The organism is Dissulfuribacter thermophilus (genome assembly GCF_001687335.1).
Classification (GTDB): Bacteria; Desulfobacterota; Dissulfuribacteria; order Dissulfuribacterales; family Dissulfuribacteraceae; genus Dissulfuribacter; species Dissulfuribacter thermophilus.
This window is the reverse complement of the sequence record NZ_MAGO01000006.1, coordinates 22,992-48,007: the sequence shown is the minus strand read 5'-3', so window position 1 is coordinate 48,007 and position 25,016 is coordinate 22,992. Positions and strand designations below refer to the sequence as shown.

27 protein-coding genes are annotated in these 25,016 nt (G+C 41.9%); 11 read left to right on the top strand and 16 right to left on the bottom strand.

Annotated features, from left to right (window positions below):
• Positions 1 to 16: 16 nt before the first annotated feature.
• The 4 genes from DBT_RS06200 to DBT_RS06185 form a co-directional block, all read right to left on the bottom strand.
• Positions 17 to 1,417, bottom strand: a complete 1,401-nt coding sequence (locus DBT_RS06200) for an ATP synthase subunit B family protein (RefSeq protein ID WP_067617907.1) — start codon at positions 1,415 to 1,417, stop codon at positions 17 to 19.
• A gap of 99 nt (positions 1,418 to 1,516) precedes the next feature.
• A complete protein-coding gene (locus DBT_RS06195) occupies positions 1,517 to 2,404 on the bottom strand; it encodes an ATP-binding protein (RefSeq protein WP_067618202.1) in 888 nt (295 codons plus the stop codon).
• Positions 2,377 to 3,240 carry a nucleotide-binding protein gene (locus DBT_RS06190; protein WP_067617904.1) on the bottom strand — a complete coding sequence of 288 codons (864 nt, stop codon included), beginning with the start codon at positions 3,238 to 3,240 and terminating at the stop codon, positions 2,377 to 2,379. Before DBT_RS06190 ends, DBT_RS06195 begins: the two co-directional genes overlap by 28 nt.
• A complete protein-coding gene (locus DBT_RS06185) occupies positions 3,237 to 3,629 on the bottom strand; it encodes a NifB/NifX family molybdenum-iron cluster-binding protein (RefSeq protein WP_067617902.1) in 393 nt (130 codons plus the stop codon). Before DBT_RS06185 ends, DBT_RS06190 begins: the two co-directional genes overlap by 4 nt.
• A 141-nt stretch (positions 3,630 to 3,770) precedes the next feature.
• On the opposite strand from DBT_RS06185, the gene DBT_RS06180 reads away from it, so the two are divergent.
• The 9 genes from DBT_RS06180 to DBT_RS06140 all read left to right on the top strand — a co-directional run bounded on the left by DBT_RS06180 (position 3,771) and on the right by DBT_RS06140 (position 10,734).
• Positions 3,771 to 4,148: an ArsR/SmtB family transcription factor gene (locus DBT_RS06180; protein WP_083186670.1), complete on the top strand. Its 378-nt coding sequence runs from the start codon at positions 3,771 to 3,773 to the stop codon at positions 4,146 to 4,148.
• Positions 4,149 to 4,158: 10 nt separating this feature from the next.
• The gene (locus DBT_RS06175) at positions 4,159 to 4,413 is read left to right on the top strand and encodes a sulfurtransferase TusA family protein (RefSeq protein WP_067617899.1); all 255 of its coding nucleotides are present in this window, start codon (positions 4,159 to 4,161) and stop codon (positions 4,411 to 4,413) included.
• A 1-nt stretch (position 4,414) separates the two neighbouring features.
• A complete protein-coding gene (locus DBT_RS06170; protein WP_067617896.1) occupies positions 4,415 to 4,810 on the top strand; it encodes a hydrogenase iron-sulfur subunit in 396 nt (131 codons plus the stop codon).
• Positions 4,803 to 6,953, top strand: coding sequence for an NAD(P)-binding protein (locus DBT_RS06165; RefSeq protein WP_067617894.1), 2,151 nt, complete (start codon positions 4,803 to 4,805; stop codon positions 6,951 to 6,953). The genes DBT_RS06170 and DBT_RS06165 overlap by 8 nt, the downstream gene beginning before the upstream one ends.
• A 78-nt stretch (positions 6,954 to 7,031) precedes the next feature.
• Complete coding sequence (locus tag DBT_RS06160; protein WP_067617893.1) at positions 7,032 to 8,795, top strand: CoB--CoM heterodisulfide reductase iron-sulfur subunit A family protein; 1,764 nt, start codon at positions 7,032 to 7,034, stop codon at positions 8,793 to 8,795.
• Positions 8,792 to 9,031 (top strand): hypothetical protein, encoded by a 240-nt coding sequence (locus DBT_RS06155; protein ID WP_067617891.1) that lies wholly within the window; start codon positions 8,792 to 8,794, stop codon positions 9,029 to 9,031. Before DBT_RS06160 ends, DBT_RS06155 begins: the two co-directional genes overlap by 4 nt.
• Before the next feature lie 3 nt (positions 9,032 to 9,034).
• A complete protein-coding gene (locus DBT_RS06150) occupies positions 9,035 to 9,337 on the top strand; it encodes a 4Fe-4S dicluster domain-containing protein (RefSeq protein WP_067617888.1) in 303 nt (100 codons plus the stop codon).
• Positions 9,334 to 10,311 carry a (Fe-S)-binding protein gene (locus tag DBT_RS06145; protein WP_067617885.1) on the top strand — a complete coding sequence of 326 codons (978 nt, stop codon included), beginning with the start codon at positions 9,334 to 9,336 and terminating at the stop codon, positions 10,309 to 10,311. Before DBT_RS06150 ends, DBT_RS06145 begins: the two co-directional genes overlap by 4 nt.
• 45 nt (positions 10,312 to 10,356) lie before the next feature.
• Positions 10,357 to 10,734 carry a DsrE family protein gene (locus DBT_RS06140; protein ID WP_067617883.1) on the top strand — a complete coding sequence of 126 codons (378 nt, stop codon included), beginning with the start codon at positions 10,357 to 10,359 and terminating at the stop codon, positions 10,732 to 10,734.
• Between the two features lie 93 nt (positions 10,735 to 10,827).
• Here the strand turns inward: DBT_RS06140 and DBT_RS06135 are convergent, their stop codons facing one another.
• The 12 genes from DBT_RS06135 to clpB form a co-directional block, all read right to left on the bottom strand.
• The gene (locus DBT_RS06135) at positions 10,828 to 11,079 is read right to left on the bottom strand and encodes an FmdB family zinc ribbon protein (protein ID WP_067617880.1); all 252 of its coding nucleotides are present in this window, start codon (positions 11,077 to 11,079) and stop codon (positions 10,828 to 10,830) included.
• Between the two features lie 19 nt (positions 11,080 to 11,098).
• Positions 11,099 to 11,476 carry a NifB/NifX family molybdenum-iron cluster-binding protein gene (locus DBT_RS06130; RefSeq protein ID WP_067617877.1) on the bottom strand — a complete coding sequence of 126 codons (378 nt, stop codon included), beginning with the start codon at positions 11,474 to 11,476 and terminating at the stop codon, positions 11,099 to 11,101.
• A gap of 109 nt (positions 11,477 to 11,585) precedes the next feature.
• On the bottom strand, positions 11,586 to 12,347 hold the full coding sequence (locus tag DBT_RS06125; RefSeq protein WP_067617874.1) for an N-acyl homoserine lactonase family protein: 762 nt from the start codon (positions 12,345 to 12,347) through the stop codon (positions 11,586 to 11,588).
• 59 nt (positions 12,348 to 12,406) lie between these two features.
• Positions 12,407 to 13,024, bottom strand: a complete 618-nt coding sequence (locus tag DBT_RS06120; RefSeq protein WP_067617871.1) for a class I SAM-dependent methyltransferase — start codon at positions 13,022 to 13,024, stop codon at positions 12,407 to 12,409.
• A complete protein-coding gene (locus DBT_RS06115) occupies positions 13,012 to 13,824 on the bottom strand; it encodes an MBL fold metallo-hydrolase (protein ID WP_067617868.1) in 813 nt (270 codons plus the stop codon). The genes DBT_RS06120 and DBT_RS06115 overlap by 13 nt, the downstream gene beginning before the upstream one ends.
• Positions 13,825 to 13,849: 25 nt before the next feature.
• A complete protein-coding gene (locus tag DBT_RS06110) occupies positions 13,850 to 14,119 on the bottom strand; it encodes a DUF5320 domain-containing protein (RefSeq protein WP_067617865.1) in 270 nt (89 codons plus the stop codon).
• A gap of 5 nt (positions 14,120 to 14,124) precedes the next feature.
• Positions 14,125 to 14,508 (bottom strand): NifB/NifX family molybdenum-iron cluster-binding protein, encoded by a 384-nt coding sequence (locus DBT_RS06105; RefSeq protein ID WP_067617862.1) that lies wholly within the window; start codon positions 14,506 to 14,508, stop codon positions 14,125 to 14,127.
• 192 nt (positions 14,509 to 14,700) lie between these two features.
• The gene (locus DBT_RS06100) at positions 14,701 to 16,044 is read right to left on the bottom strand and encodes a sigma-54 interaction domain-containing protein (RefSeq protein ID WP_067617859.1); all 1,344 of its coding nucleotides are present in this window, start codon (positions 16,042 to 16,044) and stop codon (positions 14,701 to 14,703) included.
• Positions 16,041 to 16,193 (bottom strand): hypothetical protein, encoded by a 153-nt coding sequence (locus DBT_RS12080; protein ID WP_153304051.1) that lies wholly within the window; start codon positions 16,191 to 16,193, stop codon positions 16,041 to 16,043. The genes DBT_RS06100 and DBT_RS12080 overlap by 4 nt, the downstream gene beginning before the upstream one ends.
• 211 nt (positions 16,194 to 16,404) lie before the next feature.
• The gene (locus DBT_RS06090; protein ID WP_067617853.1) at positions 16,405 to 16,851 is read right to left on the bottom strand and encodes a CBS domain-containing protein; all 447 of its coding nucleotides are present in this window, start codon (positions 16,849 to 16,851) and stop codon (positions 16,405 to 16,407) included.
• Between the two features lie 2 nt (positions 16,852 to 16,853).
• Complete coding sequence (locus DBT_RS06085) at positions 16,854 to 18,080, bottom strand: cation:proton antiporter (RefSeq protein WP_141674230.1); 1,227 nt, start codon at positions 18,078 to 18,080, stop codon at positions 16,854 to 16,856.
• A gap of 81 nt (positions 18,081 to 18,161) precedes the next feature.
• Entirely contained in the window at positions 18,162 to 20,750 is a 2,589-nt protein-coding gene (clpB, locus tag DBT_RS06080) for an ATP-dependent chaperone ClpB (RefSeq protein ID WP_067617847.1), read from the bottom strand.
• Between the two features lie 482 nt (positions 20,751 to 21,232).
• On the opposite strand from clpB, the gene DBT_RS06075 reads away from it, so the two are divergent.
• Both DBT_RS06075 and DBT_RS06070 read left to right on the top strand, forming a co-directional pair.
• Positions 21,233 to 23,314, top strand: a complete 2,082-nt coding sequence (locus tag DBT_RS06075; RefSeq protein WP_067617844.1) for a PKD domain-containing protein — start codon at positions 21,233 to 21,235, stop codon at positions 23,312 to 23,314.
• A gap of 61 nt (positions 23,315 to 23,375) precedes the next feature.
• The gene (locus DBT_RS06070; RefSeq protein WP_067617842.1) at positions 23,376 to 25,013 is read left to right on the top strand and encodes a GAF domain-containing protein; all 1,638 of its coding nucleotides are present in this window, start codon (positions 23,376 to 23,378) and stop codon (positions 25,011 to 25,013) included.
• The last annotated feature ends 3 nt before the right edge of the window (positions 25,014 to 25,016 follow it).

The following is a 25,016-nucleotide window of genomic DNA, read 5'->3' as shown; positions in this document are numbered from 1 at the left end:
TGGTATATTTTGTTGACTAAAATGAAACTTGTAAGGTGGTTTGTATCCGGAATCCGTCTTCTAGGTCGCCAACGCCGCTTGGATTGTATTTGCCCCACTTACCAAAATCCAAAGTCGGTTTTATCCTGAAATTTCTATCATAGTCCATCCACTCAGCATTTAAGAGAATAATGTTTTTTCCAGTAAGGTAATAGGCAAGGCCCATCATGTAGTGCCTGGCAGTATCATTAACACCTTCTTTATCTGGATCGAACCAGTCAAATCTTCCTGTGACGTGGAGTTTTTCTGACAATATCGGCAGGGTGACATCACCAAAAACAGAGTAACAAACAGTATCCAATTCCTCGATCCTGCCATCTGGGCGAGTAACTACCCAGGATCCAGAATTGTTCCCTGTGGAGGTACTGTATTCAGCTGTCAAGACAAACCATGGATGCTGATAAGACAACATGAATAGATTGACAAGATAGTTTGGAGCAGATCCTCCAAGGCTGTTTTCATCATTACCTTCCCCAACTATGAAAAAGTAACTCGCCTGAAGACCTGCAAGCGGTAACATACCAGTTGTACTGTTTCCAAAGGGCCTCAGAGTGATCCTTCCCTCAACTCCCTTGTTTTGGTTCACTTCTTTGTTGTGATATCCAGCCCCATTCATGACAGAAAGCCAAAAGGTCCCGTACTTGCCAACATAATGATCAAAGGTTGGGTAATGAGCGGAGAGTTTTTCAATAAAAACGCTATCGAGCTTTCCGCCTATGTCACCTGCCAGACTTATTCCTCTGTCTGCAGAGTTAAAAGTACCAAAAAACTCTCTGGGCATTGTACCCTGCATTCTATATGGATTTACGTGCTCCTGAAAATCGAGCCACGGGAAATGGCCCTGCCCTGCTTCAATGAAAAGCCCTGTAAATGGACCAACAGAAGGAAGTTTAAACTTTGCATAGGCGTATTTTATTCTTAGATCATAATCATCTCCATTGCCGCTATGGATATCTGGAGTAAACCTGAAAGAAAACCAGGGGGTTATCTTCTTTTCGAAATTTAAATAGGCCCTTGTAATAGAAAAATAGTTTGTGCTGTCTTTGGATCCATCTTGAGAAAACGGGCCATACCCAGATGAATAGTCAAGATAAGTCAGTGTCCCTAGTTTCACTCCTTTTAGGCCCTTAGGTATCTTTTCTCCCTCTGCCTCTATCCTACTTTTTACTTCAGAAGCGATCCTTTCTTTTTCCTTTTTTGCCTCTAATTCGGCCTCCTTTTTTATTTCCAGTGCCTCTTTTTCTGTCAAGAGCCCCTTTCTTACAAGCACTTTTAACAGAGGATCTTTGACCTCTGCTCTCAAACTACCCTGAAGGCATCCCCAAAACCCAAGCCAGAACACCATGATTGTAAAAAATAAATACCTTTTTGAAACCATAAAAAAACCTCCTTTTTTGAAGGAGGAGATTTAAACGTTGACGATGATATATCAAGTCAACACGCTATATTGTCACAGAGATGTAACATTCACCCGTGTTTAAGTGATCCATTCCCTCATCTTCGTCACAACTTCTTTTATTGCCAAAGACAGGGGCGAATTTGGAAATGCTTTTACAAATGGTGTACAATTTTCCATGGCTAGTGTGACCTTTTCCTCAAAAGGTAAATGCCCTAAAAAGGTAATGCCGTTATCCAGGGCATACTTTTCAATTTCATCTGAAATCTGTGGAGAAATATCGGCTTTATTAATGAGGCAAGAGGTTTTGATCTTAAAATGCATGCATAGTTCCAATGTCCGCTTCATGTCACTAAAACCACTAAGTGTAGGTTCTGCCACTAGGACCGCGTGTGTTGCACCTGACAGTGTTGAGATAACAGGACACGCAGTTCCAGGGGGACCATCTATTAAAATCAAGTCAAAATTTTCAGATTGAGCTATATCACGGGCTGTTTCCTTTATCTTATAGACAAGCTTTCCAGAATTTTCTTCGCCTGGAAAAAGGTCTGCATGTACCATTGGTCCATACGAAGTTTTCGACACATACCACCTACCACAGTGGTTTTCTTTGAGATCTATGGCACCTTCAGGGCAAAACCAGGCGCAAACACCGCAGCCCTCACATGCGATGTCATCAACTTTCCCTGATTCAGGATAAATTGCATCAAAATTGCATACATCCTGACAGGTAAGACACTTGCTACAGAGATCGCTATTGATTACTGGTTTCTGACCGCTATAAAATTCATTAACGTCAACATTTTTTGGATTTAGTAACAGGAATAAATTAGATGCATCTACATCACAATCCACTATCACGATCTCGGAAAGTAGCGCTGCCAATGAGGCAGTAAAGGTCGTCTTTCCTGTGCCGCCCTTGCCGCTTAAAATTACGAGTTCTACTTTACCATTTTTGCCACGTGCCATAACAACTCCTGACTATCTTTTTCTTCTTCCATGATCTCAAATATGTCCCCTCCCCCTGCATAAGCTCTTGCAAATTCCATGGAAAAGGGGAGTGAGCCGAGAAATTCAACTCCGCTTGCACTACACCAGTTTCCTATGAGTTCTGTCTTTTCCCTGGCCTTATTTGCTATTACACCAAAGGGAACCCCAATTTTTCTTGCAACTGTTGCCATTATTTTAAGGTCGTGAAGGCCAAAGGGCGTTGACTCTCCTATCAAGATAACGTAATCGGCGTCCTTTATGCTCGTCACCACAGGACACGATGTACCAGGCGGGGAATCTACGATTTCAACAGTACCTGGTTCATTCCAAAATCTAGTGTTTAACACCTCCTTAATTAAGGGTGGACTCATGGCCTCCCCTATCCTGAGGCTCCCCTGCACAAATGAAAGCCCCTCAACTTTTCTACTCTCTCCCCACCTGATCTCTCCTATCATTCTTGATTGTTTATTGATTGCACCATTAGGGCAGACCCTAAAACATCCGCCACAGGAATGACACATGTCAGGGAAGGTCATTATAGATTTTCCAAATACCGTGATTGCACTGAACTTACAAATGTCCCTGCAAAGCCCACAGTAATCACATAGAGATTCATCTATGTCTGGGCACTCAACCTCAACGCTTCTTGAACCTTTAAAGTCAACATCAAAAAAAAGGTGTCCATTTGGGGCTTCACAGTCACAATCTAGATATTTTACCGGATGTTTTAGTTTGTTTCTAAGATAGTAGGCGAGTAAAACGGAAAAACTCGTTTTACCACTTCCACCCTTACCACTTGCTATGGCAATTCTCATAAATCACGTCTCCCCATTCCCATACCATGTCCATTTGAACTTGGAGCTTCACCAGGAGTAAGTTTCCCCTCTTTCAAAAGATTGATTACCTCTTTGACAGTACCTTCAGCCCCTGAATAGACCTTGATTCCAGCGGCGTTCAAAACAGAAAATGCCTTTGGGCCAACATATCCGCTTACTACTGCATCTGCTCCTTCCTCTACGATCAAGGTTGCTGCCTGTATTCCAGCCCCGTGGCCCAAATTCATTGCCTGAGAATTTGATATGACCTTTAAGGCTTCCCCCTTTTCAAGGTCTACCAAAAGGAAGTTAGCTGCTCTACCAAAACGTGGATCTATTTGAGAATCCAAACTTTTTTCAGGATCAGTTATGCTAACTGCAGCCTTCATAGATATTCCTCCATTTTCAATAATTGAATTTTAAACTTTTTTATATTGACAAAATAAGACATCGCCCCTAAATTTCAAGTAGTAATTTCAAATTTTCGAAAATATTAATCTAAACAAAACTGAAAACAGGAGTGCTCACAAGTGACAATAAAAATAGACTTTGATCCCAAGGTGTTCGACGAACACGCTGAAGTCTGTAAGGTCTTGGCCAATCCCAAGCGGCTCATGATACTCTACCTCCTTTCTGGCGGAGACAAGAGCGTAAGTGAGATCGCCCAGGCAATTGGGGTTCCAATAGCCAATGCAAGTCAGCATCTTGCAAAACTTCGCAACCGTGGCCTTGTGAAGACAAAAAAGATCGGCCAAACAGTGGTTTATTCCATATCGGATGACAGGATTCCAAGGGCCTGTGACCTCATTAGAGCCACTTTGTTGGATAGGCTCAGGTCCCAGGCCAAGCTTCTAAAGTGCATTGAGGAACTTGAACCCATGGAATCAAGACAAACCACAAAAAAATAGGAGGAATGCCATGAGCGTAGATCTAAGTTCGTTAAAACCAGACAAAGTTGTAGATGCCAGGGGAACAGCCTGTCCTGGTCCATTGCTCGAGGCAAAACGAGCAATAGCAGATCTGGCCCCTGGAGCCATCCTAGAAGTCCAATCATCTGATGAAGGTACAAATGATGACCTGCCATTATGGGCTGAAAACGCTGGTCATGATTTTCTGGGAGTCATTGAGGAGGCAGGATTTTGGAGGCTGTTTGTAAAAAAGGCTGAGGAGTGACATGTTAAAGATCCTAGTCTTTTCAACCAACACCATCTCAGATCCGGGGATAGATCTGGCTGGGGCGTCCCACTTGGACTATCCCCTCGGCGTTTCAGTGATATCCGTTCCATGTTCAAGCGGGATCGATCCAAGGTGGATACTGTATGCCCTAAAAAAGGGATTTGATGGAGTATTCATAGCCGCTGACGGAACAGATTGCAGCTTCCTTCAGGATTGCACCAAAAGGACAGCAGATGTCGTAAAAAACGCCCAAGAGCTAGTCAAAATCAATGGAATGGACCCCCGAAGGATTAAGATGGCTGCGATATGTTCCGTGTGTTCAGAGGCATTCCAAAACCACATGAAAAAATTTGAGGAAAACCTAAAGAAACTCTGCGGAGAACAAGATGGATAATCTCCATTTCGATTGCGTAGTTATTGGGGGTGGCATTTCAGGCATGGAGTCTGCCTTAACCCTGGGAGATATGGGGTTCAAAGTGCTCCTGGTGGAACGAGAAGCCAGCATAGGCGGTAAGATGATCCTCCTTTCAAAGGTCTTTCCCACTCTTGACTGCTCGAGTTGCATATCTACTCCTAAAATGGCAGCAACATATAATCACCCAAATATTACGACCTTAACATATTCCGAGGTCAAATCCATTGAGAGGCTAGAAGACGGGACATTTGATGTAAAAATTACCCAAAAGCCTACCTTTGTAGATCCTTCAAAGTGTACTGGGTGTTCTCAGTGTGAAAAGGTATGCACTGTTGCACGAATTGACCAATTTAACGAGGGACTCATTGCGAGAAGGGCGATATACATCCCATTTCCCCAGGCTGTCCCCAAAAAGGCAGTTATAGAGAAAAAGGGGCTTTCTCCGTGTTCAAACTCCTGCCCTGCGGGAATAAGGGCACATGGACTGGTAGCACTGATAAGAAATGGAAGATTTGAGAGGGCTTATGAGAGGCACATGGAGGATGCACCTTTTGTTGGATCATTGGGCTATCTTTGCTATGCCCCGTGTGAAAAACACTGCACAAAAGGCAAACGCTCTAATAAACCAGTTTCCATAAGGGAGCTTGAGCGTTTTATCGCTGAGAAAAGGATTGGGGCAAAACCAAATAACAATGATGATGGTTTACCATGTGAGCCACCACAGGGAAAACACAAAATAGGCATCGTAGGTTCTGGAGTTGAATCTCTTGCCCTAGCCTATTTCCTATGCATACAGGGACATAGTGTAACGATATTTACAGGGGGAAAAGAACTGGGGGGCATATTATTGAAGGCAAAGCAAGGTGGCCATCTTCCTAGTTACATCCTAAAAAATGATATTCAAGGGATACTTTCAAAGGGTATAAATGTCGAGGATATAAAACCCGCATCTTTTAAAGAGATTTTGGCAAATGGATATGACGTTGTATTCACAGAAGATAAATCCTACACATCTGAAGATGAACGAATCTTCAGGCCAGAGACAGTGGTCGAGGATCCATGTAGGATCGTACTAGGCATTCAGGAGGCCAAGCGAATCGCCAGACAAATTCATTTATTTCTGGAGGGAAAGACTGTCACATTAAAAGAGTCGGACAAAACAACAGGGAGGAAACTATTTAAACACGGCCACTACGAGACTTTGCCCAAGGAAGATGCTTCCTTGAGACCCCTTCTCTCTGAGGAACAGGCTCTTGAGAAAGCCATGGAGTGTCTTGACTGCGGATCTTGTTCAGAGTGTTTAGAGTGTAAAAAGGCATGTCCGGCAGGTGCTATTGACTTTTCCATGGAGCCTACCCAACTCAATGTGAAGGCAAGCGCCATAATCACTGCAACCGGATTTAAACTGTTTGACCCATCCAAAAAGAAACTCCTTGGATATGAAAGGATGCCAAATGTCATTACTGCAATGCAGATGGATAGACTCCTTTCGCCAACACGGCCCTACAACGCGGTACTCAGGCCCTCAGATGGAAAAATCCCTGGCAACATTGCCCTTATACTCTGTACTGGTTCCAGAGACAAAACAGTCGGAAATCCATGGTGTTCCCGTATTTGTTGCATGTATTCCATAAAACAGGCCCAGCTCATCATGGGGGCGCTTCCTATTGCGAATGTCACTATCTATTACATTGACATCAGGGCCTTTGGAAAGGGCTACGATGAATTCTACGAGCAGGCCAAAGGAATGGGGGTAGTCTTTGTAAAGGGCAAGGTTGCGCGCATTGAAGAGGCCCCAGGAGATGATCTTTACCTCTATTACGAGGATATGGAGAGAAAAGGGGGACTAAAACGTGCAAAACACGATCTTGTGGTGCTTTCAGTAGGGGCGCTAGCAGACTCAAAGATCACAAAGGCATTTAAGGACAATATTCCCCAATTAAATGAATTGAGCTTCTTTAAAGAAATTAGCGAAATTTCTGAGCCTTGCCTTAGCAACGTAGATGGAGTGTTCGTGGCGGGATCTGCATCGGGCCCAAAGGATATTCCTGATTGCGTAGTTCATGCAGGGGCCTGTGCAGCTCAGGTGGCATCGTATCTAAAATCCAGGGACAAGGCCTAATGGAAGTGTTGAGTTTTGAGTGTTGAGTTTTGAGTTGAAGGAAAAGAATCTTTTGGAAGGGTTGCGTTAGGAGGAATAATGGCGGACAAAAGGATTGGGGTATTTGTATGCCGGTGCGGCGGGAACATCTCTGATTATATCGATGTCGATAAGGTAGTTAAGGGCATAGCAAAAGAAAAAGGCGTAGTGGTTGCCAGGGTAAATACGTTTTCTTGTTCTGATGCCGCCCAAGAAGAAATGATCAAGTACATAAGGGAATACAATCTCAATGGGATTGTTATTGCATCTTGTTCCCCCAAACTCCATTTAAGTACATTCAGGTCCATGGCCAAACGTGGGGGACTCAATCCCTATGAATATAGCCATGCCAATATTCGCGAACAGTGTTCATGGACACATACCCACGATAAGGATGGAGCTACCCAAAAGGCCATACGACTCGTCAGGGCAGGGATTGCTAGTACTAGATTTTCAAAGCCCATGGAGCCTATAGAGATCAAGACCCGTCCGGCCGTATTGATAATTGGTGCTGGCATAGCAGGAATGAGAGCTGCAATAAGCCTTGGACAGATGGGGCTCAATGTATATGTCGTGGAAAAAGAAAATGAACCTGGAGGACTAATACGCAACAGAAAGAGACTATTTCCCAATAACACTGATGCTAAAAAACTCATCGAATCACTTAGATTGAGGGCAAATGCCATTGATACCTTACATATTTACTATGGGGCAAGACTCATTGAGAAAAAAGGGAGCGTAGGAGATTTCACGATCAAGGTAGAGGTGAAGAGGCCAGAGACAGATGATAGAGATGTTATCGAATTAAATGTAGGCGCAATTATTGTGGCCACAGGCGCTGCTCCCTATACACCAAAGGAGGGTGAACTAGGATTTGGAGCGCCTTTCGTAATTACTCTGGGGCAGTACCTGGATTTGCTGGAAAAAAATGTAGGCACTCACAAATCCGCCCTTATGCTCAATGGAAAAAAGATAAAAAAAATTTGCTATATTTATTGCGTTGGTTCAAGAGAAAACTCCAAAAAGGAAGACGCATTGACATATTGCTCCCGCTATTGCTGCACAGCAGGCATTCATGCAGCAGTCAGTACCCACGAGAATTTTGGAGAAAAAATAGTACAATATCATTTATATAGAGATATTAGGACCTATGGAGCATTTGAAGCTCTATATCAAAGGGCCCTAGAGACAGGATCCATTTTCATAAAATTTTCTCCTTCATCCCCGCCTGAAGTAATAATAGATAGGGAGGTTGGAATAAACCGTGTAAAAGTAAAAGACCTTCTCACTCGAAAACAGGAACTGGAGATAGACTGTGACCTAGTAGTCCTTGTGACAGGAATGGTTCCCAGAGATAATCCTGAACTTGAATCAATTCTAAAGCTCCCCATAGGCAAGGACGGCTTTTACAATGAAATACACCCCAAACTCAGACCTGTGGAAACAGTAGTAGACGGTCTGTTCATTGCTGGGTGTTCACAGTCTCCCAAAAATGCCTCTGAGAGTGTTCAAAGTGCACTTGCAGCAGCTGCCAAGGCAGGGTCAATGCTTCTAAAGGAAAAGGTATACCTCGAACCCTTTATTGCCAAAGTCTATGAAGAACTCTGTGATGGATGCGGATTGTGTATTGATGCTTGTCCATATGAGGCAATCTCAATCAATGATGTAGACGGAAAAAAGGTTGCAAAAGTAAATCCTGGACTCTGTAAGGGAGAAGGCGCCTGCGTTCCTGTATGTCCAAAAGAGGCCGTAGAGATAAAGGGTTACGAGCATCAACGAATTAGGGCAATGATTGAAGCCTTAACAGGAGAGATTAGACCATGAAACCAAGTCGGCCAAAGACAACTGTTGAAAAATTCAGAGACGAAATGGGGCTCCAGAAAAAAATACTATCTGTCCTCGAAGAGCGCGGCCCACTTTCAATTAATGAAATTTCACAGGCAATCCAATGGCCAAGTGACGAGATCATGATGTATGTCATGGCCATGCGAAAATTTAGCCTAATAGAGGAGGTCCCAAAGGAAAGACGGGATCGTTATTTTAAATACAGGAAGAAGTAAGCCATGATCAAAGTAAGTGAAAATGTCTTGAAAGAACTAAAAAAAATTGGGGATTTTAATGCGAGCATGTGCTTTAGCTGCGGAACATGTACAGCCCTATGTCCTGTTGGACTTCCTATCCTCCCAAGAGAAATTTTTAGATATGCCCTTCTCGGCGCAGAGGATCGTCTAAGAGATGAATCTGACCCCATTTTTTCCTGCCTTCTTTGCAGAATGTGTGAGGAGAATTGTCCAGAAGGAGTAAAAATATCCAACAATATAAGGCTCCTAAGAATATATCTAAATAAAAAGGTGTTTAAACCATGACACTTCCCAAAGAAGACATACTTGCAATACTGGAACAGAATATTGCCATTAGAAAGAGCGCCTTTCCCCTGAGCTGGAAGCGACTAACTGCCTGGGCCAAAGGCCTTGGACTGAAACGAGGCGGAAAGGTTGTAATCTTTACAGGACACATGTATCAAATAATACCCTTTATTAAAGGGGTACAGAAAAGGCAAAAGAAGATCTCTAACCCTTCCCAAAAGACTAGACTTGCTAGAATCATAAATCCCATCTTTAGCGTATCTACTCTAATGTCAATTGCTGCCGCATCTCCACAAGACATTAGACTATATAATGGCTATCTACGAAATATCGTTTTCCTCTTGAGATTAGCAGGCATTGACCCTGGATACCTCTATGAAAGAGAAGACTATGCAGGTACCCTTGCCTATGACTTGGGACTTCAACACGTCTTTGAAAGACATGCAAAAAAAGTCTATAGAACTCTCAAAGAGGCAGGCGTAGGTACTGTAATCACCGTAGATCCTCACACTACTTATATCTTAGGACATATCTATCCAGAGCTGATCAATGGATTTGACCTTGAGGTAAAAAGTTATCTCGAGATACTAGCTGAAAAGCTCCCTAAAAAACTCCACTTTAATGGAGATAGTAAAGTAGTAATCCACGATTCATGCGTTTATACGCGATATCTGGATGTATCAGAGGCCCCAAGAAAACTGCTCAAACAAGCCGGATATAATGTATGTGAGCCTGAACTGTCTGGGAGACTAACCCACTGTTGTGGTGGACCAATAGAGTCACTTTTTCCTGAAAAGACCAGGGAGATAGCTCAAAAAAGGCTGGAATCTCTTTCGGCCATTGGCAAAAAAATAGTGACTATGTGTCCCGTCTGTCATCTCAATCTAAAAGCTGCTACTCAAGATAAAGTAGAAATTAAGGATATTTCTGAATATCTACTGGAGTCATCATCTACCCAAAAAACTAGCACCTAACCCCTACATATTTTCTTCATTAAAATATAAGGAGGTAATATAAAAATGGCAGGATCAATAGCTGGAAAAAAGCTTGTGGTAATTATCACCCATGGACTTGACGATCCAGAAAAGGCTACTCTCGGATTGGTAGTAGCCAATGCAGCCCTTGCAATGGACGTTCAGGTCACTGTGGTATTCCAGGGGAAAGGGGTCATGGCATGTACCAAGGGGATGTATGAACATATTACTGCCCCAGGCCTCAAGCCTTTAAAGGAATTAGTAGACGGGATAATACCCCTTGGAGGGAAGATTTTCGTTTGTATTCCCTGTATCGAGGAAAGGAAGATTTCAAAGGATCAACTAGTGGACGGCTGTGAGCTTGTAAAGGCTGGAAAACTAATCAATGAAGTGATGAATGCAGATCAGGCACTTACATATTGATCAATAAAAATAAGGTTCAAGGTTCAATTCCCATGAACCTTGAACCTTATTCCCTTTTCTTAGCAGCAATTGCCTATGATTAGTTACAAATTGTCAGGCCCTTCCGCAACATGATCCAGGGCCATTACAATTTGAGGCCTCCCCTATCCTAGAACCACAACAACCTGTATCTCCATGGCCTGGTAAACCTTTAGAGGGGCGCCCTGAATATTTGGCACTAGGAGACAAAAGCTTCTTTAGAGAGCTAGAACTACAAAATTTGCACTTTAATTCAGCTTCTCCAGAAAATACGAGATATTCTCCTACCTTACCACAGGTCTCACAGAGATATTCATATATTGGCATTACTGTTTCCTCCACGCATTTATTTGCTACAGCCGCCTCCATGGCCATGATGCCCATGATCACAGGTTGGGCCAGTTACTCCTGAGATACGTCCTTCAACAAATTCCTGAACGATCTTGGCAGGATCTCTTTCCTTTACCCCAGCTAGCACCTTTATCCCAGAAGACTCCAGTAATTCCACTGCCCTTGCTCCAATACCACCGCATATAACGTGCGTGACCTCCATCTCCTTTAACCACCTTGGAAGTACCCCTGGTTCATGAGGCGGTGGTGTTTCCAACTGTAAATCTGTGGGCACAGACGGAGATGCCTCATCAATTTCAATAAATGCAAATTGAGGAGCATGTCCAAAATGTCCTGATAACATCCCGTTTTCAATTGGCATAGCTAATTTCATGTTTACCTCCTGTATATTCTATGTGACCTAAATCCAACATCAATATTTTGTGTAATTATCCAAATAAAATCCTTTTCTCAGGCATTTGATGTGCATAATCTGGGATTATTTACGCCGGTATAACATCCATTGATGCAAATCTAGGTTCGTGAAGAGGCAGAATAATATCGACCATTTCACGAAGCCGTATAACCTGATCATAGGCCTCATAAGGATTTATGTTTGTTCCTGGTGGAATGGCATCCATCTCCATGGCCTTTATCTCATTGGGCGGATAGAAATTTTCCATAATTGTACAGAAACCGCTTATGCCAGCGATTCCCTTCTCAGTATTGACCAAGACGCTCATGCCTCCCTTTGTGTGAGCAGGGGTGTGAATCATCTTTATACCTGGTACAACTTCATATTCTTCCTCTTTTATGTGTACCATCTGACCTGCTTCATCAATCTCCTGTATGAAGTCAGCCATGTACCTAAAATCCAATGGATGAGGATTGTAGGCAGACTCAAACTCGAGTTCATGTGCATAAAAGACGGCATTTATGCACTTAAAATCATTTTCGCAATGATCGTTATGAAGATGGGTATGTATTACTATGTCGATATCCTTTGGTGTGAGGCCGTAAAGGGAAAGCCCCTCTTCAAAAGTATAGATTTTACCACCAATGGCCCTTTCTCTGTCTTCAGATTGAATCACACCTATGAGACCAGTATCAACAAGAATCCTTTTATCTCCTCCTTCTATATACCAAGAGTAGATTGGTATCGTATATTCCTTCCCATAATCGTACTGGTATGTCATCATGCCTTTATCAAAGATCTTTGTTCCCACGACAATAGGGTGGATTTTATAAATTGGGGTTTCAGCCATGGATCCTTCCTCCTTGGGTTGATTTGCCTAAATCCTCGAAAAACGAAATTACCAACATATTAATTGGCCCTTATAACAATGAAGGAGCCTTCACCATATCCTTCTTTGATGCCTTCATAATTACCCTCCATAAGGGTCTGTTTGATGCAAAATTCTTGAAATCCTGCTTCTTTCAAATACTGAAGGACCTCAGTAGCCGAATAAAATATGGCATCTCTATAAAAGGGGTTTTCATACTTCTTTAAAAGGTATGTTTTGCCCAAAGGGCTTTCCCTATCCACAAAGGCAACAACAATAGATCCTTTAGTGTTTTTTAAAACTCTTTTGGCCTCCTTAAAGCTCTTGAGGATATCATCCACAAAGCAAATAGATGTAACCATCAAGACGACATCAAATTGATTCTCTTTAAAGGGAAGGTATTCAGCTACACCCAAAATAGGAAATATCCCTCTAAGTCCTGCAATTTTTAACATATTCACAGAAGGATCAATGCCAAACCTGATATTCAATGGGACAGCGAATCTGCCAGTTCCAACCCCAACCTCAAGGGAATAAGCAACATCAGAAGGAAATAGTGACTGAATTGCTGACAACTCTATCTGATACACGGTTTTATTGTTGTCAAACCATGTATCATAACGTTCAAAAAATCTTTCAAAGGGCTCTATTCTTGGCATATCAAGGTATCTCCACATGAAAAATCTATAAAGGCATTACCAAATTCAGCCCTTAACATTGTCTTTGCCGTCTGTCCTGTGCAGTGAATAGGGACAATATGTTCTATTTTAAAGTCTCGTAATCCATTTATTAGATTCAATATCTTTTGTTTCGTTGCACTGATTAGGTGAAAACCACCTATCAAATATGAAATCTCATCCTTACCAACAAAATCAATTACTGTTGAAATTGAATTTATTACCCCTCTATGAGAACATCCCAAAAAAATAATAAGACCTGAAGCCGTATTAATCCACATGCACTGCTCATCTTCAAAAGGGTCCTGGATTAGTCCGTCTGGATCCAGAAAAAAATTTTCGTTTTCCATTTCGAATTTATTCCTAAGACTAATCTTACCTGTTACTCCAACCTTGTCCTCAAAGATCCACGTGGGCCTATCTACCCATTGCACCTTTTTATTATGGAAGTTTTTCACATATATTCCAATTCCTGTTATTTTGCCCGCCTTTTTGCAAAATTTTGGTTTTAGAGCATTGGGATTCACAAAAAATCTCGCCTTCTCTAACTGAGTCAGACAATATGAAAGTGGCCCCAAATGATCGTAATGGCCATGACTCAAGACTACTATGTCAGCATCCTCAATGGGGATGCCCAGGCACTTTGCATTATCTAAGAGGACATCTCCTTGTCCAAGATCAAACAAAATCCCTTGCCCAAAGGCATCAATCCATAGAGAAAGCCCATGACCCCCCTTTAATCTACCTGTCTTATCGTCAACTAGAGCGGTAATCTTGATCAAGATCTGCCTCGCCTCTTACGCCATTTTAGTTTGAAAGGCCTTTTAGCCTATCTTCTATAAACCTGAGTTCGTCGCGTAGAGCCCTTGCCCTGGATTCCAGAGTCTGCCTCTCAGCTTGACCAGAGAACATTCGGCTCCAAAAGCCCCTAAAACCAAAGCATCTAAAGCCTCTATTACCACGGCCACTGAGGTCACCACTTGTCCCTAGGCCTAATCCCCGGCCTCTACACAGTCCAAGAGCTCTACCTGTCCGTGGACTAGCCCCCCTGCGACCCATTCTATTTAAGCCTAGCATGTCTCTTACCTCCTTTTTTCCTTCTTATTTTTTGGTTTAATTCCTGGCATAAAGAATCTTTTTACCAATCTATGCCCTGAAACTATACGCCATAAAATTTCATGTATATTCCCGCTGACAAATGGAATAATATTGATTCCTATAGCAGTCAGGATTGCCTCAAATTCCTTGGATATGGCACCACATACAATGAGCTGCACCCCTAGGCCCTTGAGGATTGCTGCCCTTTCAAAATAATTTCCATCAAGACAAACGTCGTATCTTGACATGGCGGCGAAATCAAATGGTCGAGAATTTTCCATTTCATATACTCTAAGGTTTCTTGAAACATCAAAAACGGGAGCAATTGCGTCCCCAACAATTGAAAAGCCAATCCTTTTCCTCGCCATGTCATAATATGTTACAAGTTTAATGCCAGCTTAATGATCCTCGAACTAACATCTATAATATCTTGATATTATTTAAAAAAGAATAGGGACCAATTCCACCAAAATCCCTCAGAGGAATTCTTGATGCTGCATTATTGCAACAGTTATTAAATTTAATGTTGCATTATTGCGACAATGAGATTTGAAATGAGCTCACCGAACGATAGGATCCTTAAAAGGAGTAATAATTCCAAGCCGTTTCATCTTTCTGAAAAGTGTGGCTCTGTGGATTCCAAGTTCTTTAGCAGTCTGATTCCTATTGTAATTGTTTCTTTTCAATGCCTCCAGAATGGTCTGGGCCTCTATTTCATCCTTGACGGCCCTTATCTTGGGATAAGACAATCGCCTCTGAACTCTTAATTCATCTGGTAGATCCTCAAACTTTATTATTTCATCCCTTGCTATCAAAAAGGCCCTTTCGATCACATTTTCAAGTTCTCTCACATTGCCTGGCCAATGGTACCTCAACATACAATCCAGGGCATCATTTGATATCCCTCTAATTTTTCGACCCTTTAACAATGAAAATTTTTTAATCAATGAATCCACAAGCAATGGGATATCCTCGGGACGTTCCCTCAACGGCGGCACCCTTAACTCAAACACCTTGATTCGGTAATAGAGATCCTCTCTGAACCTGCCCTTTTTTACTTCTTCTGCCAGATCCTTATTTGTAGCAAATATGATTCTTGCCTCTAGCACCTGTCTATCAAGGGAACCAAGGGGTTCATAGGTCCTTTCCTGAAGGACTCTGAGTAACTTGACCTGAAAGGCAGGACTCGTGTCTCCTATCTCATCAAGGAAGAGGGTTCCATTTTTGGCCACGGAAAAGCGGCCAAGTTTGTCCTTGGTAGCACCTGTGAAGGCACCTTTTTTGTAGCCAAAAAGTTCAGATTCCAATAGGGTATCTGGCAGGGCACCACAATTTATTGCTACAAATGGCCTATCATTCCTTGGCCCCATTGAATGAATAAGCCTTGCTATCCTCTCCTTTCCTGTCCCAGTCTCGCCCGTAATCAAAATGTTTGTGTCTGTCTCTGAAATCACAGGGACAAGTTCGAGTATCTTTTTCATAGCCGGGCTAGATGCTATAAATCCCCGGGAAAAATCCTTTTTCAATTCATTTTGAAGGACCTCTACCTCACTCAGATCCCTAAAAGTCTCTGCTCCACCAATTATCTTTCCACTTTCGTCTCTCAAAACAGCAGTTGAAATACTAATTGGGACCTTCTCACCATCTGCATTTATAATGAATCCCCTTTTGTCTATAACTGGCTCACCGTCTTCTATGGTCTTTTTGAGCGGACACCATGACTCGCAAAAGCTGGACCTAAAAACATTGTAGCATGTCTTGCCTATAGCCTCTCTTCTAGGGGTTCCTGTTATCTTTTCAGCCGCCCTATTAAAAGACGTAATCCTCCAGTTGAGGTCAATGGTGAAAACCCCATCGGATATGCTCTCAAGTATAATATTAGTATGTTTCGATAGATCCTTCATGTTTTTGAAAGAAACTTCCGGAATTCCCTTTCAAGATATTCTTTCTCTTTTTCCGGATCCCTAAAATGTTTCCATATATCCTTTAAATGTTTAAACCTCAAAATCTTTCCTGACTCCTCCTCAGCCAATACAAATCCCTTAACCTCCAAAGAAAAAAGCCTTCTCAACCCCTTTTCTTTTGGACTTCCAAAGGAAATGACTTCAACCTGTATCCTGCCAGGGAATTTTTCCTCTATAACTTCCTGTGCGAGTTGAACCAACTGCTCACATACTTTTCACTCGAACCTAGTTCTTAAATAGTAGAAGACCACGCGACTCCCTTTGATTGAGTAATCGACATATAGACTCATGGTCTAGAATTTAACTGACTCTATCCTCTGTAAATCTCCAAAGATCCAATATCCCTACGTTTGATATAACTCTCCTACCCTCGTCGATCACAGGGACCTCTTTTATTCCCCTCCAGATCATCTTATGTAATACGTCTTCTGCTAGGTCCATTTTCCTTGCAAAAACTATATCTTCTTCCATCAAATCTAAAACTGTCTTTGCCGATACATATTCCAATAAAGTATGGTAATGAAAACTTGTCTTCCTTCTCGTAGAGGTCAAATAGCGTATAAGCCTTCCAAGAGACACATAGCCTATTAATCGTTCTTCGTTATCTATTACATAAAGATTTCTCAACACCTCGAATTGTTCAAGGCGCCTTTTGACATATTCAATAGGTTCAGTTGCATGTAACAGGGCATAAGGATGCATGGGAATTGAATTCAGGATGTCTACAATTTTGAGTTTAGATCTCATAATTACCTCGTAGTTTCCCCAGCCTTAGTAAGACACCATTTTAATAAAGGAGGAGATATAATTTCATTGAAGATAACAGATCCAATTACAAAATTAATCAAAAGTTCCCCTATCCATCTATCAAAATATTGGGCACCAACTAGTATAAGACCAATGGAGACACCGGCTTGGGGGAAAAGTCCAATCCCAAGATATTTCTTAACTCGTTCATCTGTCTTACTAACTGAGCTACCGAGGAATACGCCAAACTGTTTTCCTAGGAATCTAAACACCAATATCACCAGTGAAAGATGCCAAAAACTTGATAAGACCCTAAAATCCATATGAGCACCGGCAAGGGCGAAAAAAAGTCCAAATACGGCATTTTCAATGGGATCTGTAGATTGAAAAAAAAGATTATGTCTCTTTTCATAATTGACTATAAAGCAACCTACGCTCATGCTTGCCAAAATCGGAGAGCAATGAATATGGGGACAAAGACCTGCTATCAAGATCAATGCCCCTAAAATCACCTTCAAGATCGCCCCTTCTTCATAAATCCCTGTTAGGAGCTTGCTCATCAAAAAGGCAAACAGGCAGCCAATCGATATTGAACCGACTATTTCCCACAATGGTACTAACAAAGTGTGTAAATTTAGGCCTTCAGGCCTTAATATTCCCTGAATCAATGCCATTACTGCTGCAAAGATCAAAAGAGTTACACCGTCATCAAGCGCAACTACCCCTAAAAGGATATCTGTATATACACCTCGTGCACCGGTCTCAGAGATGACTGCAAGTACAGAGCTTGGTGCCGTGGCAACACAGATGGCACCCACAGTCAAGCTCATTGAAATAATCGTATTTGTCATGAGCATTTCACTTGGCCCAAAAAGCCGAAGTGCAACGTAAATTGCTATGGTAGAAAACACCAAGGCTCCAATAGCCTGGAAAAAAGTGATCCAAAATATTGTACTCCCAAGACGGGCTAACCTTTTAAATTCAAGACTTCCTCCAATTCCGTATCCAATAATACAGAGGGCAACGCTGGTAATCCAAGAGAACTCTACTGCTACTGCGTGTTTTGGGACCAGATTGGCTAGGTTTTCGCCCAGTAATATTCCAGCAAAAAGATAACCGCTAATTCTAGGTAGACCTATGAGATTGGCTAATCTGCCTCCTATGTATGCTGCAAGTATCATAATACCTGCAGTGGCCAAAAGACTTATATCCATATGCGGTAGAGCCAAATATAAACTCCCAAAATAAAAGAGGCCAGGAAACCTTTGGTTTCCCAGCCTCTTTTCTAAAGAGATAATACTACAGTGTCATTATTCAGCATGTCTGAATTCTACATGGTTATTTTCATCTAGGTCAACTATGATCTTATCCCCCTCTTTAAAACTACCTTCAAGTACCTTTAATGCCAGAGGGTCTTCTATATAGCGCTGAATTGCCCTTTTAAGAGGTCTTGCACCATAGTTTGGATCATATCCTACTTCAGCAAGCCATGACTTCACCCGGTCAGTGAGTTCTATATCAAAATTGTGCTCTTTTAGACGCTTTTTGAGATTGCGAATCTGAATATCAACAATCTTCTTGAGATCTTCCCGGGTAAGTGCATGGAATATGATTTTATCATCTACCCTATTTAAAAATTCGGGCCTGAAATGGAGCTTTAAGGCCTCCATGACCCTTCTTTCCATCTCTTCCCTATCAGAAATAGTCTGGATAAGATCGCTACCAATATTCGATGTCATAATAATTATGGTATTCTTAAAGTCTACTGTACGGCCCTTACCATCAGTAAGGCGTCCGTCATCGAGTATCTGAAGAAGTACATTGAACACATCTGGATGTGCCTTTTCAATTTCATCAAACAGGATCACAGAATAGGGCCGTCTGCGCACTGCCTCTGTTAAATAACCGCCTTCCTCATATCCAACATAGCCTGGCGGAGCACCTATGAGGCGTGCAACAGCGTGTTTTTCCATGAATTCGCTCATGTCGATCCTGATCATTGCCTGTTCGGTATCGAACATAAATTCTGCAAGGGCTCTCGCAAGCTCTGTCTTACCAACCCCTGTGGGGCCAAGGAAAATAAAGGAGCCAATAGGTCTATTTGGATCCTGGAGCCCTGCCCTTGCCCTTCTGACCGCGTTTGATACGGCCACAATTGCCTCGTGCTGTCCGACCACACGCTGGCTTAGACGATCCTCCATGTGCACTAATTTTTCTCGCTCACCCTCGAGTAGTTTGCTTACAGGGATACCAGTCCACTTAGAGATAATTGCAGCAATGTCTTCGGCATCCACTTCCTCTTTCAACATGCTCTTTCCATCCTGTTGAATCTCAGCAAGTCTGTGCTGCTCCTGCTCCAGTTCTTTCTGAAGTTTTGGAATCTCGCCATAGAGTATCTCTGCCACCTTATTGAGATCGCCTTCCCTCTGGAACCTCTCAGCCTCTATCCTCAGTTGATCAATACGCTCCTTTATGTCTCTAATCTTCTGTATGATGCCCTTTTCCTGGCTCCATCTGGCCTTGAGGGCATCGCTCTCTTCTCTGAGATCTGCAAGTTCTTTTTCTATTTTTTCAAGCCTATCCTTAGAGGCAGGATCACTCTCTTTCTTGAGGGCCTCCCTCTCAATCTCCAGTTGCATGATCTTCCTTTCGATCTCGTCTATATCAGAAGGAAGACTATCTATCTCTATCCTCAATTTTGCAGCTGCCTCGTCAATTAGATCAATGGCCTTATCAGGGAGAAACCTATCAGTAATGTATCTATGAGAAAGAGTTGCTGCGGCCACAATAGCCGAATCCTTTATCCTAACTCCGTGATGAACTTCGTATTTTTCTTTGAGTCCTCTTAAGATCGCAATGGTATCTTCTACACTGGGTTCTTCTACGAGTACAGGCTGAAAGCGCCTTTCAAGGGCAGCATCCTTTTCAATATATTTCCTGTATTCATCGATGGTGGTAGCTCCTATACAATGGAGTTCTCCCCTGGCCAATGCAGGCTTCAACATATTCGAGGCATCCATTGCCCCCTGAGAAGCTCCAGCACCAACCAACGTATGAATCTCGTCAATGAACAATATGATTTCACCTTGTTTTTCAGCCACTTCCTTTAAGACAGCCTTTAACCTGTCTTCAAATTCGCCCCTAAACTTGGCGCCTGCTATGAGAGCTCCCATGTCTAGGGCAACAATTCTGCGGTCTCTCAAGGTCTCCGGAATATCTCCAGATACTATCCTTTGGGCAAGCCCTTCTACGATAGCTGTCTTACCGACTCCTGGCTCACCAATGAGAACCGGGTTATTTTTGGTACGCCTAGACAGTACCTGAATCACCCGTCTAATCTCATCATCTCGTCCAATAACCGGGTCTAATTTTCCCTGACGCGCCAGGGCTGTAAGGTCCTTACCATACTTTTCAAGGGCCTGATATTTGTCCTCAGGATTTGGATCAGTAATTCTTTGACTCCCTCTAATAGAGGTTAAGGCCTTTAACACTGCATCTTTTGTGACTCCACGAGATGTCAGGGCCTGGGCTGCCTTTGTGTGTCCGGCATCGAGTAGAGCAAGAAGTATGTGCTCTTGGCTGACGTATTCATCCTTCATATTTGAGGCAACCGCAAAGGCATTTTGGAGTATCTGATTGAGGCTCGGAGACAAGTAGACCTGAACTCCAGCCCCACTCACCTTAGGATACGCCCGCAGGGCCTCATCCATCTCGGCTTTTACTGCCTCGACCTCTACTCCAAGCTTTTTAAGTATGGATGGCACTATTCCATCGTCCTGTTCTATGAGAACCTTCAAAAGATGCTCAGGCTCAATTTGTTGGTGCTGTAGCTGAGAGCACAGAGCCTGTGCACTCTGAAGGGCTTCTTGCGACTTAAGAGTAAATTTTTCAAACTGCATATTTTAAACCTCCTAAAAAGTATTTAGTTTCAATATGTTATTTTCGAAGAAAAGCTAAGAATCCACATGACAGATGTCAATGGCTTAATTGACAATAAATAGACTAGGAAGTGACCCTTCTGGTGATCTAAATATGAAGGTTACCTCACACCCCGCTAATGCGCATTAAATGCCTTATGGTGAAGAAGGATTAAAACTAAAACTTGACTCTTTGCCCTAAAGATTACCTCAAAGAGTAATATCGTTTGTTTTCTTTTGAGTCCATGGGGGCACTATTGATTTTAGTGCCCATCAATAAATTGGCTAGCTAATTTTAATAGCTGAAAACCTCTGACCAAAATCTACCTAGCCTATTTTTCTAGGCTAAATAATGAAATAGCGTTAAATTGAAATTAAGAAAATATTCAGACCTAAAAGTCCTTGACTATAATTTAATAATAAATTATTTACTAAATATAATTACTTAAAATTAGGCATATTTCATGCATTTTACTAAATTTCTTATTTTTTTGGTTGTCTTTTTGGTTATAGTTTCTAAATATTCCGCATCTATTGCACAGGATGCCCCATGTAAAATCTTAGTAAATCCGTCTTCTGGCCCACCTCCTCTCGAGGTTGAGTTAAGAGTAAGTATCTCAGATGAAATACCACAACCATGGAGTTTGGGGGTCTGGAATTTTGGAGATGGAAATCAACAACCAGCATTTCTTCCTATAATTAGGCATTCGTATAATGATGAGGGAACCTATCACCCAACCTATCGTTTTAGTGATGGACTTGGAAGTGAACATGAATGTAATGCCGAGGTTCGCATATTTAGGCAAAAAGAATTAAATCTCAAACTGAATGCTGATCCTCCTGAAGGTTTTGCTCCCCTCAGGATAACTATTTCAGTAAATGCAACTAATGGAACCGAACCCATCACCTTTTCATACCAATTTGGCGATGGATCAGCCCCAATAAGCTCCTCTAATTCTACAATAACTCATACATTTTTAGAGACTGGAAATTACACCATTAGTGTTGAAGCCCAAGACAATGAAGGTACAAGAGGAGCTAACGCCTTAACAATTAAGGTATCGCCTGCATCAAAAGCACCTCAAGAAGTATCCCGAGTCTTGGATCAGGCAGTTTCTGCATTAATGGCTGAGGATTTAACCATCTCTTCAATACTACAGATAATTGATTCTGCCTCTAGACAACTTGACAGGCTACTAACTCAGGCAGCCAATGTAAAAGATGAGGTGAAACAACAAATTGCAACCTCAGCAAGAAGAGGCCTAAAAACTATCCTAGAACGCCAGGTAGAACGCCTAGCCCAACTCATCCAAAAACCAGAAAACGTTACTTTATCCTCTGTAAAAAGTCTTGCCCAGTCAAGCGGAAAACTATCTCAGACAATGATCGACCACAATATACCTCTGACCATAGACATAGTAAATGAGGCAGGGGTGGTTGAAGGCCAACTCCTTCTAGCCGGTATCGATGATATTGCACGGGAAAAGGGAGTTTCTTTAGGAGAGATAAAGGAGTTGGCACAACACCCTGAAACAACTCAAGAATTCTTTAAAAATCATCCAGTTTTTTTAAAGACTGTGATAAAGGAAACTGGTATACCTGTGGTGGCCTTACACAGAATTCCTAGCAATAAGATAAAAAATAAACTCGACTCCCTCGGTTTGAGCTCTGAGCTGACCAATAAGATTGAATCCTCGCTTGAAGAATCATTAGATGCAGGCAAAGGACTGTTTATTGATGAAAAAGGAACAATAAAGAGTGCCTCCCAACTTGTTGGTGAAAATATGGGCCTTGAGCCTAAAAAACTCTCAGTGGATCCTATAACTGGCATTATCAATGCTCAGTTGGACAACCATAAAGGCCTGGTAATGGGTTTAATAGATGTAAATATCATGACGCCTTTGGTGCCAGTAGGAGTTCTTAATCTCCCTGATGATACAAAAATTAATGTTTCTAATAACTTTGCCATGCACATTGCACCATCACCCTATGACCCCATCCAGCTTGCAGCAGAATTTGCCAGTCTTGGCCTCAATGCCAATTTTACTAGAGACGGTCGCATCGTAGTCCATGATAACAATGGAAAAAGTTATTCAACATTTGTTGGATGGCATACAATCAAGGAAAACAACTTCAGTACTGGGCTGGTAAGCTTTGATATACCACAACCAGACATCACATCTCAGGCCTTTTCAATCCTAGTCAGATATGCTGACGGCACTGTTCAATCATTACCACCGGCATTTGTTGCATTCGAATCGTTGATAGAGCTTTTAGAAGAATTTTTCCCAGGGCAATATTCTATTGATAGGGACACCGGTTTAATTGACTTAAGAGCTGCTGATGCGGGACTATGGCGTCCTGATTACTCATTTACCCCTATAGAAGACTTTTCCAAAGATGAGCTTGACTGGTATCAACAAAATAAAATTAAGGACGGACTTGCCTTCAAAATCCAAGACCAAAATGAGGATGGTTGGAATGATGTCATCTTTTACAGCTCTTCTCCAGCTGGCAAGCAGACTTTATTTTTTGTTCCAAACTAAATCTAAGGTCAAAGGGACGTTGATTTACTTTTCACCAAACTTGTAGCAACTTTAGGAAGTCATGGCTATTGAACAGGTATCAAGCATCACCAAGTCCATATACGGAAGATGTCCAAAGCGACTCTTTGAGCTCTATAATGATGTAAAAGATCTCTATGAGGGCAGATGGCCAGAATACGAGGCATGCCAGGTAGGCTATCATACCCTTCATCACGTCGAAGAGGTAGCCCTTGCAACTTCGTACATGGTTGCAGGATGGCATAAGACTGGAAAGGAGCCGATTTCGTTAGAGCTATTTCTCTGCGGAATGGCTGCATGCCTATTTCACGACGCTGGATACCTAAAAGATAAGGGAGATCAGATTGGAAAAGGCGGCAAATATTCATTCACTCACGAGGTTCGCTCAACAAAAATTGCATTGAAATATCTAAATAGCAAAAATTGGTCTGAAAGGTCAAAAATAATAGTACCTGAAATGATTCTTTTGACAGATATCAAGATTCCCCCGAGGCCGTCAAAGAAACTCAGGTATATTGAAAATGTCGTGGCATCAATGGTGGCGAGCGCAGACCTTCTGGCCCAAATGGCTGATCCAAATTATTTAGATCACCTTTCACACCTCTTGGAAGAACTTCAAGAGGCATATGAAATAGAGGGAATCAATGAATTGTCCCGAAGAGGAATTAACTGCTTTAAATCTGTGGATGAAATGAGAAAAGAGACATTTCCCTTTTTTGAACAAACGGTCATTCCTCGCTTAAAAAAACTTGGATCAATGTATCAATATATAAATTACTTATTTCCAGTAGCTAGAAATCCATATATTGAAAGCATAATAGCCAATTTAATAGTCAATAGCTCTAAAATAAACAGCCAATGGGAAAAGATCGGAGAATTATTGGAAGATATGAGCCTTATAGCCACAAATAATATAGATATTACTCTCGATCAAAAAAATTCTTTGGCTTCAAAGACGTTAAACCAAAACACTAAAGACAATATTCCTATTGTCTATCACCTCTTTGACTGGCTTGAAGAAAATTCAGGTAAGGCATCCATTGGAGACTTACTAGTAAAAATAGGCTTTATTTCGGTTTCTAACCTTAGAAAAAATTTAAAGGCACAAATTCTGCCACAGGACTTATGCCAACTCTTAACACATGAGGATTGCTCTACTCTCCTTCTCACTGCCATGATGTTGGGGAATATTAGACAAATACCCAAAATCTTTTCCCACATCCTTGAGATAGTGAATGAGACTATCCAATGTGAGGCAAGTTCAATCCTTATTGCAGATTACCAAAAAAAATCCCTTGTCTTTGCTATTGGTACTGGCCCCCAAAAAGACGCTTTAAAAGGGCTGTCCATACCATGGGACAAGGGCGTTGCTGGCTGGGTCTATGCCAACAAAAGGCCAGCTGTAGTCAATGACGTCTGTCATGATAAACGATTTTGTAATTTGATAGACAAGAGTACACAATTTACTACAGAATCATTGGTTGCAGTACCTTTATATCACAATAGACAGGTAGTTGGTGTTATAGAGGCAGTAAACAACAAAGGCCCTCTGAGAAGATTTAGTCAACGAGACATGGCCTTCCTGTCACTCCTCTCAACACAGCTGTCAAATTTCATCGAAACGATTTCTTGGCTTAAAGACCTTCTAAAATCGTCAGGTCCATTTCCTGAGCAGCAATGAAGT

Coding starts and splice junctions, on each gene's coding strand:
- DBT_RS06140 (WP_067617883.1), top strand. CDS start 10,357: ATGGCAGGATCAATAGCTGGAAAAAAGCTTGTGGTAATTATCACCCAT.
- DBT_RS06155 (WP_067617891.1), top strand. CDS start 8,792: ATGAAACCAAGTCGGCCAAAGACAACTGTTGAAAAATTCAGAGACGAA.
- DBT_RS06070 (WP_067617842.1), top strand. CDS start 23,376: ATGGCTATTGAACAGGTATCAAGCATCACCAAGTCCATATACGGAAGA.
- DBT_RS06135 (WP_067617880.1), bottom strand. CDS start 11,079: ATGCCAATATATGAATATCTCTGTGAGACCTGTGGTAAGGTAGGAGAA.
- clpB (WP_067617847.1), bottom strand. CDS start 20,750: ATGCAGTTTGAAAAATTTACTCTTAAGTCGCAAGAAGCCCTTCAGAGT.
- DBT_RS06100 (WP_067617859.1), bottom strand. CDS start 16,044: ATGAAGGATCTATCGAAACATACTAATATTATACTTGAGAGCATATCC.
- DBT_RS06200 (WP_067617907.1), bottom strand. CDS start 1,417: ATGGTTTCAAAAAGGTATTTATTTTTTACAATCATGGTGTTCTGGCTT.
- DBT_RS06125 (WP_067617874.1), bottom strand. CDS start 12,347: ATGGCTGAAACCCCAATTTATAAAATCCACCCTATTGTCGTGGGAACA.
- DBT_RS06185 (WP_067617902.1), bottom strand. CDS start 3,629: ATGAAGGCTGCAGTTAGCATAACTGATCCTGAAAAAAGTTTGGATTCT.
- DBT_RS06075 (WP_067617844.1), top strand. CDS start 21,233: ATGCATTTTACTAAATTTCTTATTTTTTTGGTTGTCTTTTTGGTTATA.
- DBT_RS06190 (WP_067617904.1), bottom strand. CDS start 3,240: ATGAGAATTGCCATAGCAAGTGGTAAGGGTGGAAGTGGTAAAACGAGT.
- DBT_RS06145 (WP_067617885.1), top strand. CDS start 9,334: ATGACACTTCCCAAAGAAGACATACTTGCAATACTGGAACAGAATATT.
- DBT_RS06105 (WP_067617862.1), bottom strand. CDS start 14,508: ATGGCGAGGAAAAGGATTGGCTTTTCAATTGTTGGGGACGCAATTGCT.
- DBT_RS06120 (WP_067617871.1), bottom strand. CDS start 13,024: ATGCCAAGAATAGAGCCCTTTGAAAGATTTTTTGAACGTTATGATACA.
- DBT_RS06175 (WP_067617899.1), top strand. CDS start 4,159: ATGAGCGTAGATCTAAGTTCGTTAAAACCAGACAAAGTTGTAGATGCC.
- DBT_RS06130 (WP_067617877.1), bottom strand. CDS start 11,476: ATGAAATTAGCTATGCCAATTGAAAACGGGATGTTATCAGGACATTTT.
- DBT_RS06195 (WP_067618202.1), bottom strand. CDS start 2,404: ATGGCACGTGGCAAAAATGGTAAAGTAGAACTCGTAATTTTAAGCGGC.
- DBT_RS06160 (WP_067617893.1), top strand. CDS start 7,032: ATGGCGGACAAAAGGATTGGGGTATTTGTATGCCGGTGCGGCGGGAAC.
- DBT_RS06170 (WP_067617896.1), top strand. CDS start 4,415: ATGTTAAAGATCCTAGTCTTTTCAACCAACACCATCTCAGATCCGGGG.
- DBT_RS06165 (WP_067617894.1), top strand. CDS start 4,803: ATGGATAATCTCCATTTCGATTGCGTAGTTATTGGGGGTGGCATTTCA.
- DBT_RS06150 (WP_067617888.1), top strand. CDS start 9,035: ATGATCAAAGTAAGTGAAAATGTCTTGAAAGAACTAAAAAAAATTGGG.
- DBT_RS06110 (WP_067617865.1), bottom strand. CDS start 14,119: ATGCTAGGCTTAAATAGAATGGGTCGCAGGGGGGCTAGTCCACGGACA.
- DBT_RS06090 (WP_067617853.1), bottom strand. CDS start 16,851: ATGAGATCTAAACTCAAAATTGTAGACATCCTGAATTCAATTCCCATG.